The 18,414-nt window shown below is 67.0% G+C and carries 14 protein-coding genes; 11 read left to right on the top strand and 3 right to left on the bottom strand.

The window, feature by feature from the left end; translation table 11 throughout:
• The first annotated feature begins 119 nt into the window (after positions 1–119).
• From mptB to R4P95_RS09830, 5 genes are all read left to right on the top strand, one after another.
• The gene (gene mptB, locus R4P95_RS09850) at positions 120–1,904 is read left to right on the top strand and encodes a polyprenol phosphomannose-dependent alpha 1,6 mannosyltransferase MptB (RefSeq protein WP_397517636.1); all 1,785 of its coding nucleotides are present in this window, start codon (positions 120–122) and stop codon (positions 1,902–1,904) included.
• Positions 1,905–1,910: 6 nt separating this feature from the next.
• A complete protein-coding gene (locus tag R4P95_RS09845) occupies positions 1,911–2,849 on the top strand; it encodes an ABC transporter ATP-binding protein (RefSeq protein ID WP_109330210.1) in 939 nt (312 codons plus the stop codon).
• Complete coding sequence (locus tag R4P95_RS09840) at positions 2,846–3,646, top strand: ABC transporter permease (RefSeq protein WP_213571988.1); 801 nt, start codon at positions 2,846–2,848, stop codon at positions 3,644–3,646. Before R4P95_RS09845 ends, R4P95_RS09840 begins: the two co-directional genes overlap by 4 nt.
• 2 nt (positions 3,647–3,648) lie before the next feature.
• The gene (locus R4P95_RS09835) at positions 3,649–5,094 is read left to right on the top strand and encodes a hypothetical protein (RefSeq protein WP_213577965.1); all 1,446 of its coding nucleotides are present in this window, start codon (positions 3,649–3,651) and stop codon (positions 5,092–5,094) included.
• Positions 5,095–5,202: 108 nt separating this feature from the next.
• Positions 5,203–6,165: a COX15/CtaA family protein gene (locus R4P95_RS09830; RefSeq protein ID WP_213571987.1), complete on the top strand. Its 963-nt coding sequence runs from the start codon at positions 5,203–5,205 to the stop codon at positions 6,163–6,165.
• On the opposite strand, the gene R4P95_RS09825 is transcribed toward R4P95_RS09830, so the two are convergent.
• Positions 6,162–6,527, bottom strand: coding sequence for a hypothetical protein (locus R4P95_RS09825; protein ID WP_109330218.1), 366 nt, complete (start codon positions 6,525–6,527; stop codon positions 6,162–6,164). The genes R4P95_RS09830 and R4P95_RS09825 overlap by 4 nt on opposite strands.
• A 75-nt stretch (positions 6,528–6,602) precedes the next feature.
• On the opposite strand from R4P95_RS09825, the gene R4P95_RS09820 reads away from it, so the two are divergent.
• Positions 6,603–7,568 carry a quinone oxidoreductase gene (locus R4P95_RS09820; protein ID WP_317744990.1) on the top strand — a complete coding sequence of 322 codons (966 nt, stop codon included), beginning with the start codon at positions 6,603–6,605 and terminating at the stop codon, positions 7,566–7,568.
• A 10-nt stretch (positions 7,569–7,578) separates the two neighbouring features.
• On the opposite strand, the gene R4P95_RS09815 is transcribed toward R4P95_RS09820, so the two are convergent.
• Complete coding sequence (locus R4P95_RS09815) at positions 7,579–8,562, bottom strand: heme o synthase (protein ID WP_213571985.1); 984 nt, start codon at positions 8,560–8,562, stop codon at positions 7,579–7,581.
• Between the two features lie 215 nt (positions 8,563–8,777).
• Here R4P95_RS09815 and tkt point away from each other — a divergent pair, with 215 nt between their 5' ends.
• From tkt to pgl, 5 genes are read left to right on the top strand one after another with little or no spacing between them, the layout of a single operon-like run.
• The gene (gene tkt / locus R4P95_RS09810; RefSeq protein ID WP_213571984.1) at positions 8,778–10,886 is read left to right on the top strand and encodes a transketolase; all 2,109 of its coding nucleotides are present in this window, start codon (positions 8,778–8,780) and stop codon (positions 10,884–10,886) included.
• 8 nt (positions 10,887–10,894) lie between these two features.
• On the top strand, positions 10,895–12,019 hold the full coding sequence (gene tal, locus R4P95_RS09805; RefSeq protein ID WP_317744991.1) for a transaldolase: 1,125 nt from the start codon (positions 10,895–10,897) through the stop codon (positions 12,017–12,019).
• Positions 12,020–12,022: 3 nt separating this feature from the next.
• A complete protein-coding gene (gene zwf / locus R4P95_RS09800; protein ID WP_213571982.1) occupies positions 12,023–13,567 on the top strand; it encodes a glucose-6-phosphate dehydrogenase in 1,545 nt (514 codons plus the stop codon).
• Positions 13,568–14,479, top strand: a complete 912-nt coding sequence (opcA, locus tag R4P95_RS09795; protein ID WP_213571981.1) for a glucose-6-phosphate dehydrogenase assembly protein OpcA — start codon at positions 13,568–13,570, stop codon at positions 14,477–14,479.
• Positions 14,472–15,215 (top strand): 6-phosphogluconolactonase, encoded by a 744-nt coding sequence (gene pgl / locus R4P95_RS09790; protein ID WP_213571980.1) that lies wholly within the window; start codon positions 14,472–14,474, stop codon positions 15,213–15,215. Before opcA ends, pgl begins: the two co-directional genes overlap by 8 nt.
• A 324-nt stretch (positions 15,216–15,539) precedes the next feature.
• Here the strand turns inward: pgl and ppc are convergent, their stop codons facing one another.
• Complete coding sequence (gene ppc / locus R4P95_RS09785; protein ID WP_317744992.1) at positions 15,540–18,296, bottom strand: phosphoenolpyruvate carboxylase; 2,757 nt, start codon at positions 18,294–18,296, stop codon at positions 15,540–15,542.
• Between the last annotated feature and the right edge of the window lie 118 nt (positions 18,297–18,414).

The following is an 18,414-nucleotide window of genomic DNA, read 5'->3' as shown; positions in this document are numbered from 1 at the left end:
CGGAATTCCGACCGCAGGTCTACTAAGGGTGCCCTGCCTTACACCTGTGATTATGTACCCGTTCCCGGCGGGAATACTGGCCGGACGAACTGTGTTCGAACCACCGCTACGCTTCCTGTGTGCCGCAGATCCCCGAGAACCCGGACTCGTCCCGCGTCCAGCCGATCCGCGCGGCTCGCGTGGCTCTCCGACACTCCGCCGAACTCGGACGCCGGGCACTGGGAATCGACGGCCGGTCGCCCCGTCCGTCCGTCGCAGCCGTTCTCCACGGTGACGAGGTGGAAACCGCCGGACTCAACACGCAGGAAACCGCGCAGCTGCGCGGAATTCGCAGATTCGGCGCCACCGGAGCCGTGTTGATGGCGGTGGGTGCGCTCGGCGCCGGCGCCCAACCGGTGCTGCAGAACCCTGTGCAAGGGCTGCGATTCATCGGCCTTCCGGCGAGAATCCCGAGTGTCGCACTGACACTGACCATGACCGGAACCGTGATGATCGTCCTCGCCTGGCTGCTGCTGGGGCGATTCGCGATCGGCAACCTGCAGTCAGGTCCGGTCCGGCGGTTGAACCGCTCGCAACTCGATCGCACCCTGCTCTTGTGGGTGATCCCACTGTCCGTGGCGCCCCCGATGTTCAGCAAGGACGTCTACTCCTACCTCGCGCAGAGTGAGATTGCGTCACGGGGGCTCGATCCGTATGCCATCGGTCCGGCGGGCGCACTCGGCGTCGACCACGTCCTCACCCGGACCGTTCCCACCATCTGGCGCGACACCCCCGCACCGTACGGTCCTCTGTTCCTCTGGATGGGCCGGGGAATCAGTGCTCTGACCGATGACAACATCGTCGCCGGCATCTTCCTGCACCGGCTGCTCGCACTGGCCGGCGTAGCGATGATCGTGTGGGCACTACCGCGGCTGGCGCGGCGCTGCGGCGTCGCCGAGGTGAGCGCGTTGTGGCTGGGCGCCGCCAACCCACTCCTGCTGTTCCACCTCGTCGCCGGCATCCACAACGAGGCCTTGATGCTCGGATTGATGCTCGCGGGCATCGAACTCGCGCTGCGGTCCATCGAACACGCCGGACCGATTCGCGGCCGATCACTACTACTGCTGCTGTCGGGCGCGGCGCTCATCGCCCTGTCGTCGACGATCAAGATCCCGTCCCTGCTGGCACTGGGCTTCGTCGGGATGGCGTTGGCGCGGCGCTGGGGTGCGAACCTGCGAGCGGTACTCACCGCGGCAGCCCTGCTCGGCGGCGTCGCACTCGTCGTCACACTCGCCATCAGCACATCCAGCGGGCTCGGGATCGGGTGGGTCCACACGCTCGGGACGGCGAATGCGGTTCGCAGCTGGATGTCGATCCCCACCCTTCTCGGCCTGGGCACCGGACTCGCCGGGGTCCTCCTCGGCCTCGGCGACCACACGACCGCGGTGTTGAGTCTCACCCGGCCGATCGCGTCGGTAGTGGCCGCGTTCATCACGCTCCGCATGCTGGTGGCCGTCCTCATGGGACGCATCCATCCGGTCGGCGCACTCGGTGTGTCGCTCGGGGCGGTGGTATTGCTGTTCCCGGTGGTACAGCCCTGGTATCTCCTGTGGGCAGTCCTCCCGCTCGCGGCGTGGGCGACGGCACCGGCCTTCCGGGTGCCCGCCATTGCGTTCTCCTCGGTGGTCAGCGTCATCCTGATGCCCAACGGCGGCGAGTACCAGCCGTTCGTCATCGTCCAGGCGGCCATCGCGACCGTCTTCACGGCGGGAACTTTGATCGTCATCACGCGCAACCGGCTGCCCTGGCGTGTCGGGCCGGAGCCTGTCCGCGCCGTCGCCGGCACACTCCGACAGCCCGCCGCAGGCGCCGACGCCGAAAGCCGGGGCACCGGCCGGGTCACACCAGGCCAAGGCTTACGCTGATTCCCCGTGACCTCGCGAACGCCCGGATCGGCGCAACCCGCTGTACGCCTCGAAGGCGTGGTGAAGACCTTCGACGGCGTGCGGGCAGTGAACAACCTCGATCTGCTCGTCGAACAGGCGCAGGTCGTTGCACTGCTGGGTCCGAACGGGGCAGGCAAGACCACCACGGTCGAGATGTGTGAGGGCTTCGTCCGGCCCGACAGTGGACGCGTCCAGGTACTCGGCCTCGACCCGATCGCCGACGCGGGGAAGGTCCGCGCACGGATCGGCGTGATGCTGCAAGGTGGCGGCGCCTACCCGGGGTCGCGGGCCGGGGAGATGCTCGACCTCGTCGCCGCTTACTCCGCGGATCCGCTCGACCCCGACTGGCTGTTGCGCAGCCTGGGTCTCGAGGATTCCCGTCGTACCCCGTACCGCCGGTTGTCGGGTGGGCAGCAGCAACGGTTGTCGTTGGCGTGCGCCCTGGTCGGTCGCCCCGAACTGGTATTCCTCGACGAACCGACCGCCGGGCTCGACGCCCAGGCGAGGCTGATGGTGTGGGAACTCATCGACGCCCTGCGCCGCGATGGAGTCGGTGTGCTGTTGACGACGCACGTCATGGATGAAGCCGAAGAACTCGCGGATCAACTCGTCATCATCGACCACGGGTCGGTCGTGGCGGCCGGCACGCCAAGCGAGGTGACGAGCCGCGGCGCCGAGGGGCAGCTCCGACTTACCGCGCCGGCCGGCCTCGACCTCGCCCGGCTCACTCTTCCGGACACGTTCCGTGTCTTCGAGTCCACACCGGGGACCTACCTTGTGGAGGGCCCGATCGATCCGGCCGTGGTGGCCGCGGTCGCCTCCTGGTGCGCTGATCTCGGCGCATTGATCCATGACATCCGGGTCGACCAGCGCAGTCTCGAAGACGTGTTCCTCGAACTCACCGGCCGGGAACTGAGGGGATGACCATGAACGCCAGCGACCGTCTGACGGACAACCGATTCGCGCCGGGCACTTTTTCCCCCGATCCGCGTCCCAGCTCGGCCGCAGTCATGCTTCGAGCACAAACCGTTCTCGAACTGAAGCTCCTGCTGCGCAACGGCGAACAGCTTCTGCTGACGATGTTCATCCCGATCACCTTGCTGGTCGGTCTGTGTCTATTGCCTATCGGTGATCTCGGAGCGACCCGGGTCGACAAGGTGGTCCCGGCTGTGATGATGGTGGCCGTCATGTCCACCGCCTTCACAGGCCAGGCAATCGCAGTCGGCTTCGACCGCCGCTACGGCGCCCTCAAGCGGTTGGGCGCCACTCCCCTTCCTACCTGGGGAATCATTGCGGGAAAAAGCGCCGCGGTCGTCCTCGTCGTGGCACTGCAGTCGGTTCTGCTGGGTGCGATCGGCGCCGCCCTCGGATGGCGGCCGAGCGTGTGGGGACTGGCACTCGGGGCGGTGGTCATCGCGCTGGGCACGGTGACCTTCGCCGCCATGGGACTACTCCTGGGCGGAACGCTGCGGGCCGAGATCGTTCTGGCATTGGCGAACATTCTGTGGTTCATCATGATCGGCGTGGGAAGCGTCGTCTTCGTCACCGGTGAGCTCTCCGCGTTCCTTCACACAGGCGCCAGGCTGATCCCGTCCGGCGCTCTTGCCCTGGCGTTGGACGCCGCGCTCAGAGGAGCGATCGACGTAGTCAGCGTCGTTGTTCTCCTGGTATGGGGCGTCGCCGCCGGGGTTCTCGCGGCGAGGACGTTTCGGTTCACATGAGGATGTTCGCGCGCCGAATCTCAGGTCGGGCCCGTTCCGCTGCGACAGTTCTCGTGGTGCTGGGTGCGCTGCTGGCCTGTGTCGCTCCGCCCGCCGGTGCCGCACCTCACTGGGGGCCGCCGGCACCACCGAATCCGTATCTGGGCCCAGCAGGCACCTCGACCATGCACGGTGACGCCGGTTCCACGGACGTCACCCCGCTTCCAGGCCCCGGCACCGGTCGGCATTCGCTCTCCGCGTATCCGCTGGTATCGGCCTGCCCGACCTTGCTCCAGGGATCCGACCGGCTCGTCGTCGCACTCTGCACCGCAGTGGCCGGGCAGGTTCCCACGGTTCACCTCATCGACCCGGCAGCCCCGGCTGCACCGTTCGGTCGCTCGCTCGCTCGATTCGAACTCGCGAAAGGCAGTCTCCTCGGCGGCGTCTACGCGTATCTCGACAACGACAATCGCCTGGTCGTGGTCGACGGTAACCGGCAACTCCTACGACTCGGCCACTCGAGGGACGCCGGCGGCGCCTGGCGGCTCACCGTTGATTCCCGGGTCGACCTGTCCGGCAGCGTCCCCCCGGGCGACAACGTGACCGGCCTGACGCCCGACTGGAACGGCAACGTGTGGTTCGCCACCGGAGGCGGAGTGGTCGGTGCGGTAGACCGCGCAGGCATCGCCCATGCTCGCGCCCTTCCCGCCGGAGAGGAGGTACAGAACAGCATTTCCAGCTCACCCGCCGGAACCGCCGTGGCCAGCACACACGCGCTCTACCAATGGTCCCTCCGTGACGGTGACCTTCACCTCGACTGGCGGCGCGACTACGACCGAGGCGGCTCCCGCAATCCGGGACAGCTCAGCTGGGGTACCGGTTCCACTCCCACCTATTTCGGGCCGTCCACCGGCAGCGATTTCGTCGCGATCGTGGACAACGCCCAGCCCCGCGCGCAGCTGCGCGTGTTCCACACCGAGTCCGGCGACGAGGTGTGCACCCTGCCCGTGCTGGCCGATCCCGGCGGAAGCGAGAACTCTCCTGTCGGTGTCGGCAACTCGGTGTACGTGGCCGGAACCTACGGTTACCCGTATCCGGTGGTTCCCGACGGTGCCGGTCCGGCCGAACCCGCGAGTGCGCCCTTCACCGGGGGTATGGCCCGGATCGACATCGATCCCATCGGTTGTCACGAGGTATGGAGCAACGACGTCCGCAGCGCTGCGGTCCCCCGCCTCTCGACCGGCGACGGCCACCTCTACACAGTGATCCGTGAAGGCCCTGCGGTCACCACACCGCTGGACGGCTTCTCCTTCGCCGTGATCGATCCCGCCGACGGGTCGCTCGAACACACCAGTCCACTGCCGGGCACAGCCGTCAACGACACCCTCCAGATGTCCGGTCTCGTCACCGACACCGGTGACTTCTGGCAGGGCACCGTGACCGGCATACTGCGCATCCGCGCGGAGTAGCTCGCCGTCGCCGGAGGTGCCGGCGCGAAAGCGGTGCGACGACGAACCGAGTTCTCGACCCCCAGCCCAACGACAGCGTGTAGTTGATCGCCCTCTACCATCGACATCGTGCTATCTCGCGGGTTTCTGAGCCTGGTCGACCGACTCCCACTTCCGTCGCTCGCCGTGCAGCGTGTCATCGCCTTCGCGGTGATCCTCACGCAGGGCGGAATCGCCGTCACCGGCGCCGTAGTGCGGGTCACGGCCTCAGGCCTCGGTTGCCCCACCTGGCCGCAGTGTTTTCCGGGAAGTTTCGTCCCGGTCGGGCACGGTGAGGTCGCGGTGCTCCATCAGGCCGTCGAATTCGGCAACCGGATGCTCACTTTCGTCGTCGTGGTCGCCGCCGCACTGATCGTCCTGGCAGTGACTCGCGCACGCCGCCGCAAGGAAGTGCTTGTCTACGCCTGGCTCATGCCGCTCGGCACGGTGGTGCAAGCCGTCATCGGCGGCGTGACCGTCTTGACCGGCCTGCTCTGGTGGACGGTCGCAGTGCATCTCCTCGTCTCCATGGCGATGGTCTGGGTTGCCACCGTCATGTATGCAAAAATCTCCGAACCCGACGACGGCCACGTCATCGCCGCGATTCCCGCGCCGCTGAGGTGGCTCACTGCACTGTCCGGTGTCGCGCTGGCCGGAGTACTGGTCGCCGGAACCCTCGTCACCGGAGCCGGCCCGCACGCTGGTGACAAGAGTCTGGATCGCGTCGTTCCCCGCCTCCAAGTGGAAATCGTCACCCTCGTGCACCTGCACTCGCAGTTGCTGGTCGGCTACCTCGCATTGCTGGTCGGCCTGTGTTTCGGCCTCTATGCCGTGGGGGCCGACCGCACGGTGAAGGTCCGACTGCAGGTCCTGCTCGCCCTCGTGGTGGCGCAGGCGCTGATCGGAGTCGTGCAGTTCTTCACAGACGTTCCCGCCGCCCTCGTCGCCTTCCATGTGGCCGGGGCTGGGCTGTGCACCGCAGCCACGGCCGCGGTGTGGGCTGCGGGACGCACCAGGGAGCACGTTCCGCAGCCCGCGACGGCAAGGGTTTAACGCTCGTTACGCGCCTTGGGGAATCGTGTCTGCCGCGCGACCCAGCCGGCCATCTTCTGGAAGTGCCCCTTCCGGGGAGTCACGATGCTGGTGAGGGACCGGTCCCATTCGCCGATCGTCACGTTGTCGACAGCGGCGACCACTGCGTTTGCGGTTGCCAGATCGTTCACCAACTGATCGCCGAGGATGCCGTCGGCTCCGACGAGCGTGATCCGGACACTGGCGAGACCGACCGGCTGGATCACGGCGCTGGCGGAACCACCGTGCTCGCTGACGAACTTCTTGATTGCATCGACCGTGTGGGACGGCAGTGAAGGCGCCGCGCCGGCTGACGCCTCTTCGGCGTGGGTATCGGTACTCATGCCCTGAGAATACTGGGCGGTAGCCGCCACCTGCCGGTCAGGCTCCGGGCTGGTCGCACGTGTAGAACAGAAACCATGCGCGCAATACAGGTTTCACGTCTCGGTGGTCCCGACGTCCTCGAACCGGCCGACGTCCCCGAACCTCGGATCGGGTCCTCGGATCTCCTCGTTCGCACCGAGGCGATCGGCATCAACTACATCGACACCTACTTCAGGTCCGGCCTCTACCCGCGCACGCTCCCCTACGTTCCCGGTGACGAAGGCTCCGGTGTGGTGGAGTCGGTAGGCACCGAGGTGACGGACTTCGAGCCCGGGGACAGAGTGGCCTGGTGCGCCGCTCCCGGTAGTTACGCCGAAAAAGTGCGGGTGCCGGCCGCAGCAGCGATCGCCGTCCCCGACGTCGTGCCGGCATCGCAGGCTGCGTCCGCGTTGTTGCAGGGCATGACGGCGCACTACCTGGCGTACTCCACCTACCCCATCCGCGAAGGGGACACCGTGCTGGTACATGCCGGAGCGGGTGGTGTGGGCCTGCTGCTGACCCAGATCGCGACCCGTCTCGGGGCGCGCGTCATCACGACGGTGTCATCGGATACGAAGGAAGAGATTTCCCGGAGCGCGGGCGCGCAGGAAGTACTGCGATACGACGAGGACATCGCCGCCCGGGTGCGGGAGCTGACCGGCGGTGAGGGCGTCGCGGCCGCCTACGACGGCGTCGGCGCCTCGACATTCGAGGCGAGCCTGGCTTCGGTCCGCATCCGGGGCACGCTCGCACTGTTCGGTGCCGCGAGCGGTCCGGTGCCGCCGTTCGACCCGCAACGGCTCAATCCGGCAGGCTCGCTGTTCCTGACCCGCCCGACGCTGGCGCATCACATCCGCGACCGCGAGGAATTGGTGTGGCGAGCGGGCGACGTCTTCGCGGGTGTGGCGGACGGCGCGCTGACAGTGCGGGTCGGCGCCGAATACCCGCTCGAGCGAGCGGCAGATGCACACCGCGATCTGGAGGGACGGGCGACGACGGGGTCGATCGTGCTTCGGCCCTGACCGGGACAGATCAGGTGAACAAGCTGCTGACGGTCGGCAGCCCGAGAACGGAGTCGACAGCCAGACCGACGAAGACGACGGCCAGGTAGTTGTTGGACTGCAGGAAGAGCCGGAGCGGCTTCACGGCCGCTCCGCCTCGCACGCTGCGATACAGCTGGTGCGCCATCAGGAGGAACCAGGCGCCGGCGACGAGTGTGACGGCGGCGTACACGACCCCCGCTGCGGGTACCAGCGCAAGGGACGTGACGACCATTGCCCAGCTGTACAGCAGGATTTGTTTGGTGACGTGCTCCTCGGTCGCGATGACCGGGAGCATGGGCACGCCCGCCGCCTTGTAATCCTCCTTGTAGCGCATTGCAAGCGCCCAGGTGTGCGGCGGCGTCCAGAAGAAGATGACGAGGAACAGGACGAGTGGTTCCCAGTCGAGCGAGCCGGTGACGGCCGACCATCCGACCATTACGGGCATGCAGCCGGCCGCGCCGCCCCACACGACGTTCTGCCAGGTCCGACGCTTGAGCACCATGGTGTAGATCAGCACGTAGAACGCGATGGTGAGAACGACCAGGCACCCGGAGAGGAGATTGGCCCGCCACCACAACCACAGGAACGACGCGAGACCGAGGGTCATGCCGAACACGAAGGCGTGCGACGTGGGCACAGCTTCGCGCGCCAGCGGGCGGCGGGCCGTGCGTTTCATGACCTTGTCGATGTCGGCGTCGACGACGCAGTTGAGCGCGTTCGCGCTCGCCGCGCCCATCCAGCCGCCGAACAGTGTGCTCAGGATGAGCAGGATGTCGACGTTGCCGCGATCCGCGAGGAGGATCGCAGGAATGGTGGCCACGAGGAGGAGCTCGATGACCCGCGGTTTGGTGAGCGCGATATAGGCCAGAACCTTGCCCGTGGCGCGGCCGATCACCGTGCGAGTGTTGGTCACGCGGGGGGCGGCGCTGGGGCTACCGAAGCCGTGTCCGCTCGGCTGATGCCCTGTCCGCACGTTCTCTCCTCGCACCACGCGTAATTCCACATCTGATAGCCGGGTGTCTGCCCGCACGCCGCCCAAAGGCAGCCGGGTCTACTACAACCGATGGTAGACCGCCCTATTGCACGAACCGAATCGACCCGGATAGGACTGCACACTAGGCTGGGGTGGCACAAGAGGCTCACGCATCCTCAGGCTCCACGTTCACCCATGTCAGGAGACTTCTGCCCGTGTCGATCACAGACGACATCCACGTCCTCACGCAACCGGTTCACCCAGCAGACTGGACCGAACTGGACACCAAGGCCGTCGACACCATCCGCGTACTCGCCGCGGACGCGGTGCAGAAGGTGGGTAACGGCCACCCCGGCACTGCCATGAGCCTCGCACCCCTCGCTTACACGCTCTTCCAGCGCGTCATGCGCCACGACCCCACCGACGCCGACTGGATCGGCCGCGATCGTTTCGTCCTCTCCTGTGGGCATTCGAGCCTGACGCTCTACATCCAGCTCTACCTCGCCGGTTACGGCCTCGAACTCGACGACCTGAAGCAGCTGCGCACGTGGGGCTCGAAGACCCCGGGACACCCCGAGCACGGTCACACCCGCGGCGTGGAGATCACCACCGGTCCACTCGGTCAGGGTCTGGCCTCTGCCGTCGGCATGGCGATGGCGGCTCGCCGCGAACGTGGCCTGTTCGACCCGGAGCCCGCACCCGGTGAGAGCCCGTTCGATCACCACATCTACGTCATCGCCTCCGACGGTGACATCGAAGAAGGTGTGACCTCCGAGGCGTCGTCGATCGCCGGCGTCCAGCAGCTGGGCAACCTCACCCTGATCTACGACGACAACAAGATCTCCATCGAGGACGACACCGCGATCGCCTTGTCCGAGGACACCGCCGCTCGTTACGAGGCGTACGGCTGGCATGTCCAGGTCGTCGAGGGCGGCGAGAACGTCGTCGCGATCGAGGAAGCGCTTCAGAAGGCTCGCGACGTCCTGGACCGCCCGTCACTGATCCTGTTGCGCACCATCATCGGCTACCCGGCGCCCACCAAGATGAACACGGGTGCCGCCCACGGTGCGGCGCTCGGCGCCGACGAGGTTGCCGCAGTGAAGACGGCACTCGGCTTCGACCCCGACAAGACGTTCGAGGTCACCGACGAGGTCATCGCGCACACCCGCAAGGTCGTCGAGCGCGGCGCCCAGGCGCACAAGGAGTGGCAGGCCGGCTTCGACGAGTGGGCTGTGCGCGCCCCCGAGGGCAAGAAGCTCCTCGACCGCCTCACCGGTCGCGACCTGCCCGCCGGCTGGGCCGACGTACTTCCGACCTGGGAGCCGGACCCCAAGGGTGTCGCCACCCGCAAGGCGTCCGCAGCGGTCCTGAACGCTGTCGGCCCGGTGCTCCCGGAACTCTGGGGCGGTTCCGCCGACCTCGCCGAAAGCAACAACACCACCATCAAGGGGTCCGACTCGTTCGGCCCCGCCTCCATCTCCACGTCGATGTGGAACGCCGACCCCTACGGCCGGACCCTGCACTTCGGTGTCCGCGAGCACGCGATGGGGTCGATCCTCAACGGCATCGCCCTGCACGGGCCTACCCGCCCCTACGGCGGCACCTTCCTGGTGTTCAGCGACTACATGCGTCCCGCCGTGCGGCTTGCGGCAATCATGAAGACCCCGGTCACCTACGTCTGGACTCACGATTCCATCGGTCTGGGCGAAGACGGCCCGACCCACCAGCCGATCGAGCACCTCGCCGCGCTGCGCGCCATCCCGGGCCTGAATGTCGTGCGCCCCGGTGATGCCAACGAAACCGCCCACGCGTGGCGGGCCGTCCTCGAGAAGGGCGCCGACGAGGCGACCCGCGCGCCCTCCGGCCTGGCCTTGACTCGCCAGGATCTGCCCGTCCTCGAAGGAACCAGCTACGAGGGAGTGTCCCGTGGTGGGTACGTCCTCGCCGATGCCTCCTCCGGTGTTCCCGAGGTCATCCTGATCGGCACCGGTTCCGAACTCCAGATCGCCGTGGCTGCCCGCGAGACCCTCGAGGCCGAGGGCATTCCCACGCGGGTGGTGTCGATGCCGTGCGTCGAGTGGTTCGACGCCCAGGACGAGGCCTATCGGGACGGTGTGCTGCCTCCGACCGTCAAGGCCCGCGTCGCCGTCGAGGCCGGCATCGCGATGCCGTGGTACCGCTTCGTCGGCTCGGACGGCGAAATCGTCTCGATCGAGCACTTCGGCGCCTCTGCCGACTACAAGACCTTGTTCCGCGAGTTCGGTTTCACCGACGAAGCCGTCACCGCGGCCGCACAGCGCTCGCTCTCCCGAGTGAAGGGATAGAAAACGTCATGACTCAGAATCCGAATCTTCAGAAGCTCTCCGAGGCCGGGGTCTCCGTGTGGCTGGACGACCTCTCGCGTGACCGCATCGAGTCGGGCAACCTGGCCGAACTCGTCGCCACCAAGAGTGTCGTCGGCGTCACCACCAACCCGTCCATCTTCCAGGCCGCGCTGAGCAAGGGCCACGTCTACGACGCGCAGGTCAACGAGCTGGCCGAGCGCGGCGCCGACGTCGAAGCCACCATCCGCACGGTCACCACCGACGACGTGCGCGCCGCCTGCGACATCCTCGCCCCGCAGTACGAAGCGAGCCACGGAGTCGACGGCCGGGTCTCCATCGAGGTGGATCCGCGGCTGGCGGACGACGCCGACAAGACCGTCGCGCAAGCGGTGGAGCTGTGGAAGATCGTCGACCGGCCCAACGTGTTCATCAAGATCCCGGCCACCGAGGCCGGCATCCCCGCCATCGCGAAGGTCATCGGCGAAGGCATCAGCGTCAACGTCACCCTGATCTTCTCGGTCGAGCGGTACGAACTCGTCATGGGCGCCTACCTCGACGGGCTCGAGGCGGCCAAGGCAGCAGGACACGACCTCTCCCGCATCCACTCGGTCGCGTCGTTCTTCGTCTCCCGCGTCGACACCGAGATCGACAAGCGACTCGAGGCGATCGGTACGCCGGAGGCACTCGCACTCCGCGGCAAGGCGGCGCTCGCCAACGCACGACTGGCGTACGCGGCCTACCAGCAGGTGTTCGAGGTCCAGCCGCGGTTCCAGGGGCTTCTCGGCGACGGCGCGCGGCCCCAGCGTCCGCTCTGGGCGTCGACGGGTGTCAAGAACCCCGACTACGCCGACACTCTCTACGTCACCGAGCTGGTGGCACCGAACACGGTGAACACCATGCCCGAGAAGACGCTCGACGCCGTCGCCGACCACGGTGACATCACCGGTGACACGGTGTCCGGCACCGGAGCGCAGTCGCAGGAGGTCTTCGACAAGATCGCCGCCGTCGGCGTCGACTTGACCGACGTCTTCCTCGTCCTCGAGAACGAGGGTGTCGACAAGTTCGAGGTGTCGTGGAACGAGCTGCTCGAGGCCACGGCGGAGCAGCTCCGTACAGCAGGGCAGAAGAGCTGATTCGTGAGGGTGCCCGCAGCGTCAGACGATTGGGTCAATCCGCTCCGCGACGGTAGGGACAAGCGCCTACCGCGCATCGCCGGGCCGTGTGCGCTGGTGATCTTCGGTGTCACCGGCGACCTCGCGCGGCGCAAGCTGATGCCGGCCGTCTACGACTTGGCCAATCGTGGTCTCCTTCCCCCCGGCTTCGCCCTCGTCGGGTTCGCCCGGAGGGACTGGGACGACCAGGATTTCGGCAAGGTCGTGCACGACGCGGTGCGCGAGCATTCGCGCACCCCGTTCCGGGAAGATGTGTGGGATCGGCTGTCGGAGGGCCTGCGGTTCGTGCAAGGCTCCTTCGACGACCCGGCATCGTTCTCGGAGCTTGCGTCCACCCTCGACACGCTCGACCGCGAACGTGGGTCCGGCGGCAATCACGGGTTCTACCTCGCGATTCCGCCGGCCGCGTTCCCGGTGGTTCTCAAACAGTTGTCGGAAGCCGGGCTCGCCCAGTCCGACGAGGGCCAGTGGAAACGAGTAGTGATCGAGAAGCCGTTCGGCCACGATCTCGACAGCGCTCGCGAGCTCAACACGGTCGTGAACCAGGTCTTCCCCGAGGACACCGTCTTCCGGATCGATCACTACCTGGGCAAGGAAACCGTTCAGAACATCCTGGCACTGCGATTCGCCAACCAATTGTTCGATCCGATCTGGAACGCCCACTACGTGGACCACGTCCAGATCACGATGGCCGAGGACATCGGTCTCGGTGGACGGGCCGGCTACTACGACGGAATCGGGGCGGCGCGCGACGTCATCCAGAACCATCTCCTTCAACTCCTCGCCTTCACCGCGATGGAGGAGCCGATCAGTTTCGAACCGTCCGAACTGCAGGCGGAGAAGATCAAAGTTCTCTCAGCAACCCGGCTCGCGGAGCCGCTCGACGAAACCACCGCCCGCGGCCAGTACGCCGGCGGCTGGCAGGGCGGGCTTCCGGTGGTCGGTCTGCTGGAGGAGGAGGGTTTCGCTGCCGACTCCACTACCGAGACTTTCGCCGCGATCACGCTCGAGGTCGATACCCGGCGGTGGGCGGGAGTGCCCTTCTATCTGCGAACCGGAAAGCGACTGGGCAGGCGGGTCACCGAGATCGCCGTCGTGTTCAAGCGTGCACCGCACCTTCCGTTCGACCAGACGATGACGGAGGAACTCGGCCAGAATGCTCTCGTCATCCGGGTGCAGCCGGACGAGGGTGTGACTATGAGATTCGGGTCCAAGGTTCCAGGGTCGAGCATGGAAGTCCGGGACGTCAACATGGACTTCAGCTACGGGCAGGCCTTCACCGAGTCGTCTCCGGAAGCGTACGAACGTCTCATTCTCGACATGTTGCTCGGTGAGCCGTCGCTCTTCCCCGTCAATGCGGAAGTCGAGCTGTCGTGGGAGATCCTCGATCCGGTACTCGCGCACTGGGCCGCGGAGGGCAAACCGGAACCCTACGAGGCCGGAACGTGGGGCCCACACTCGGCGGACGAGATGATGCGCCGCACCGGCCGCGAATGGAGAAGGCCGTAGATGATCATCGACATTCCCTCGACTACCACCGGCCAGGTCAACAAGAAGCTGGTCGAGCTACGTAAGACCGGCGGTGCTGTCACGCTCGGCCGCGTGCTCACCCTCGTGGTGTGCACGCGCGACAGCGACAACTCCGAGTACATCATCGATGCCGCCAACGAGGCGAGCCGGGAACATCCCTGCCGTGTGATCGTCGTGGCCCGCGGTGAGCGGGAAGCGGCGGCGCGGTTGGACGCTCAGATCCGTGTCGGTGGCGACGCCGGCGCATCCGAGGTCGTCGTGCTCCGGCTCTTCGGCGAATTGGCCGACCACGAAAGCAGCGTGGTGGTCCCCTTCCTCCTGCCGGACACACCTGTGGTCGTCTGGTGGCCCGAGATCGCTCCGGCCGTTCCTGCACAGGACCCCGTAGGCAGGCTTGCGATCCGGCGCATCACCGACGCCACGGGCCGCGACGATCCGACGGCGGAGATCAAGGGCCGGCTCACGTCGTACACGTCCGGTGACTCAGATCTCGCATGGAGTCGCATCACGTACTGGCGCGCGCTGCTCACGTCCGCGGTCGATCAGCCGCCGCACTCGGCGATCACCTCCGCCGTGGTGTCGGGTCTGGTGGACGAACCCGCTGTCGATCTGATCGCCGGGTGGTTGGCGAGCCGGGTCGACATACCGGTGAGCCGCAGGACCGGCCCGCTGTTCGTGGAATTGACCTTTGCCGACGGCGGATCGCTGACCATCAGTCGTCCTCAAACGGGAACGACCGCCACACTGTCGCGGACCGGGAAACCGGATGCGCTGGTGGCCCTCGGCCGACGGGAAACGCGCGACTGCCTGGCGGAGGAACTGCGCCGACTCGACGCCGACGAGGTCTACGAAGCCGCATTGTCCGGCCTGACGAAGGTGACGTATGAGTGACATTCACGTAGAGGTCCATCCCGACACGGACACGCTGGTGGCTGCGGCCGCCCGACGTTTCGTCGACACGGTCGTCGCCGCCCAGAAATCTCGTGGGTCGGCGTCGGTGGTTCTCACCGGTGGCGGAACCGGGATCGGGATGCTCGAGGAGGTGCGGAAGAATCCCGGTGACATCGACTGGCGTGAACTCGACATCTATTGGGGCGACGAACGATTTCTGCCCACCGGCGATCCGGAACGCAACGACGTGCAGGCGCAGGCCGCGCTCCTCGACCACGTCGATGTCGACCCCGACCGGGTCCACACGATGCCCGTGTCCGACGGTATCTACACCGACGACCCAGAGGCCGCTGCGGTCGCCTACGCGCAAGTACTGGGCGCGCACGCCGACGGCAAGCAGGTTCCGGTGTTCGATGTCCACCTCCTCGGAATGGGCGGCGAGGGTCACGTCAACTCCCTCTTCCCCGACACCGACGCGGTACGCGAAGAACACCGATTCGTCGTTGCGGTGACGGACTCCCCCAAGCCGCCGCCCGTGCGCATCACCCTCACCCTTCCCGCTGTGCGACACGCCGACGAAGTGTGGCTGGTCGTCTCCGGGGAAGCCAAGGCCGAGGCGGTGGCCGCCGCCGTCGCGGGCGCACCCCCGGTGGAGATACCAGCCTCCGGCGCGCGGGGACTGACCGCCACACGTTGGCTGCTCGATTCTTCGGCCGCATCCCGACTGCCGAGCTGATCCATTCACAGGTGGGGATCCTCGTCGTCCTCGGCCGGCAACGTCGCCGAGGGACGAGGGCCCTTCTCCGCCTCGATCCGCGTCACGTGGCATGCGGTACTGATCCGGCCGCCGCGGTGCGCGCTCGACCGACCCGTCCCCCTCTGTCCGAAGCCCCCTCGCCAGTGCTGAGGTTTCCCCGCGCAGCGCCCCATCCTGTAACCCCATTCCGCCTCGAGAGGGTCACGGTCTGTCCCGTTTCGACCCCTTTCCCCGTTTGACGCGGTGGGCCGACAATCGGTTCCCCCGGACCGAAAGTCGCGTGGCGGCGTTGGTGCAGGACAGCTAACCGCTGTTCCGGAGCGCGGTGGCCAGCCCGTTCATCGTGAGCTGGATACCGCGGCGGGTCTGGTCGCTGTCGTCGCCGGCACGGTATCGGCGCAGCAACTCCACCTGAAGGTGGTTCAGTGGTTCGAGGTACGGAAAGCGATTGTGCACCGACCGTTCGAGCCCCGGGTTGTCGGCGAACAACGTGTCGTTTCCTGTGATCGTCTTGTACATCCGGATGGTGCGTTCGTGCTCCTCGGTGATCTTCCCGAACACCCGTTGCCGCAGCCCCTCGTCGGGAACCAACTCCGAATAGCGTGCCGCCAGACCCATGTCGGATTTGGACATCACCATCGCCAGGTTCGACAGGACCGTGCGGAAGAAAGGCCACGTGTCATAGAGCCGTGACAGGGTGGCAACCTTCTCGGGGTCGCCGGCGGTCCACTGCTCGAACGCGGAGCCGGTGCCGTACCACCCTGGCAGCATCACCCGCGACTGGCTCCAGGACAGCACCCAAGGGATCGCGCGCAGGTCGGCGATCGATGTCGTCTGCTTCCGGGACGCGGGCCGACTGCCGATGTTGAGGGCCCCGATCTCCGCGACGGGCGTCGACATCTCGAAGTACTGAACGAATCCTGGTGTGTCATGGACAAGTTCGCTGTACGCACGGCGCGCGAGTGCGGCGAGTTCGTCGAGGACGCGGTAGGCGGGTTCGGCGGCGGCGCCGAGTCCCTCCACGTCGAGCAGGGTGGCCTCGAGGGTTGCGGCGAGAAGTGTTTCGAGGTTCCGCTGCGCGAGCCGGGGTTCCGCGTACTTGGCGGCGATCACCTCGCCCTGCTCGGTGATCCGCAGGGAGCCTGCGACGGCTCCCGGCGGTTGCGCGAGGATCGCCTCGTAGCTGGGTCCGCCGCCACGCCCGACGGTGCCACCGCGACCGTGGAAGAGGCGCAATCGTATTCCCGTTTTCCGGGCCGCCTCCACCAGGTCGAGCTCGGCCCGGTACAGCGCCCAGTTCGCAGCGAGATACCCGCCGTCCTTGTTGGAATCGGAGTATCCGAGCATCACTTCCTGCGAGTCGCCCCGGGACGCCACGAGGGCGCGGTAAAGCGGAATCGCGAGTGTCGCCTCGAGCGTGGACGCGCCGTGCTGGAGGTCCTCGATCGTCTCGAAGAGCGGCACGATCCCCACCGGACACGACGGGTTCTCCCCCGGCCCGGGATCGAACAGCCCCACTTCCTTCAGCAGGATCGCCGCCTCGAGCATGTCGCTGACCGAGGTACACATACTGATGATGTAATTGGGCACCGCTCCGGACCCGAGCGTCCGCACCGCCTCGGCCCCGGCCTCGAGGATGGCGAGCTCCTTGGTGGTCAGCTCGCTGAACTCCGCCTTCGCTGCCGTCAGTGGGCGCCTCGTCGACAGCTCCGCGGTGAGCAACTCCACCCGTTCGTCCTCGGACAGCGACGTGTAGTCGGGATGCACGCCGGCCCAGGCGAGCAGTTCGGCGACGACCGTTTCGTCCACCTCCGAGTTCTGGCGCATGTCGAGGCCCGAGAGATGGAACCCGAACACGTCCACCGATTCGCGGAGGCGGGCGAGGCCGTCGTCGGCGATCGTGCCGTCGCCGCCGCGGCGCAGGGACTCGTCGACCACATCGAGTTCGTGGAGCATTTCCCGCGGTGAGTCGTAGGGCGCGAGCCCGAGGTCGAGGGCGTACGCGGGCATCTCCCCGAGGATACGGAGCGCGGTGGCGGTCAGTCGGCCACGGATCCCGCGGACCGCACGCCGGTACGGCTCGTCGGCACGGAACGGTGAGTCGTCCTGCGAGGCGGCTGCCAGAAGATCGAGGTCGGGAGTGACCGTTACCAGGCGGGCAGACATCGACAGTTCCCGTTCGAGCGTCGCGAGTTCGCACAGATGATGCTCGACGGCGGTTGCGGCGGCGCGGCTCGTCGCCTCCCGGACGACGTCCGCGGTGACGTTGGGATTGCCGTCCCGGTCGCCACCGATCCACGACCCCGGCCGGAGAATGGGTTCCCGCCCGAGATCGGTGTCGGGCCACCGGGCTTGGAGGGTGTTGCGGAGTTCGGCATTGATCGCGGGCACGACCTCGAAGAGCGCGGCGTCGTAATAGCGCAGTCCGACTTCGATCTCGTCCTGAATACGCAAGCGGGACAGCCGGATCAGTGCGGTCTGCCACAGGGTGAGGATTTGGCGCCGAAGCCGCACGTCGACGTCGGCGATTTCCGACTCGGTGAGCGCGGTCCGCTCCCGGAACCGCATCAACTCAGTGATCCGCGTCTGGGTGTCGAACACCGTCCGTCGACGCGTTTCGGTGGGGTGGGCAGTGATCACCGGTGAGACGAGCGCCCCACGTAGGGCTGTCGCGACCACTTCTCGGTCGAGGTCGGCGGCATCGAGCTTCGCGAACGTGGCCGCGAGAGTGCTGTCGGGAGCCGGTTCGCCTGCTGCCACGTGCACAGCCCGGCGGCGTTCCCGGTGAATGTCCTCGGCGAGGTTTGCGAGAAGAGCGAAATGGCTGAAGGCGCGGATGACGGGGATGGTGTCCCCGGTGGCGACGTGCGTGAACATGTCGGCCAGTTCGGCGCGGTCGATTTCCGAACGCCGAACACGGAACGATTCGACCCGGGCCTTCTCCACGAGATCGAAGATGTTGTCGCCGGCCTGTTCGCGGACGATCTGACCGAGAATGCCGCCGAGCAGCCGAATGTCTTCGCGGAGTGGTTCGGTGGCTTCACGGGGGGTTTCGGTCATGCACCCAGTATCGACTGCCACTGCGGGGTCCGCACGATGAAACTGCGGGGTCCGCACGATGAAACTGCGGGGTCCGCACGATGAAACTGCGGGGTCCGCACGATGAAACTGCGGGGTC

Source organism: Rhodococcus sp. IEGM 27 (genome assembly GCF_033142305.1).
In the GTDB taxonomy this organism is placed as follows: Bacteria; Actinomycetota; Actinomycetes; order Mycobacteriales; family Mycobacteriaceae; genus Rhodococcus_F; species Rhodococcus_F oxybenzonivorans.
The sequence above is the reverse complement of the archived record's forward strand: the minus strand, read 5'-3'. Positions and strand labels throughout refer to the sequence as shown.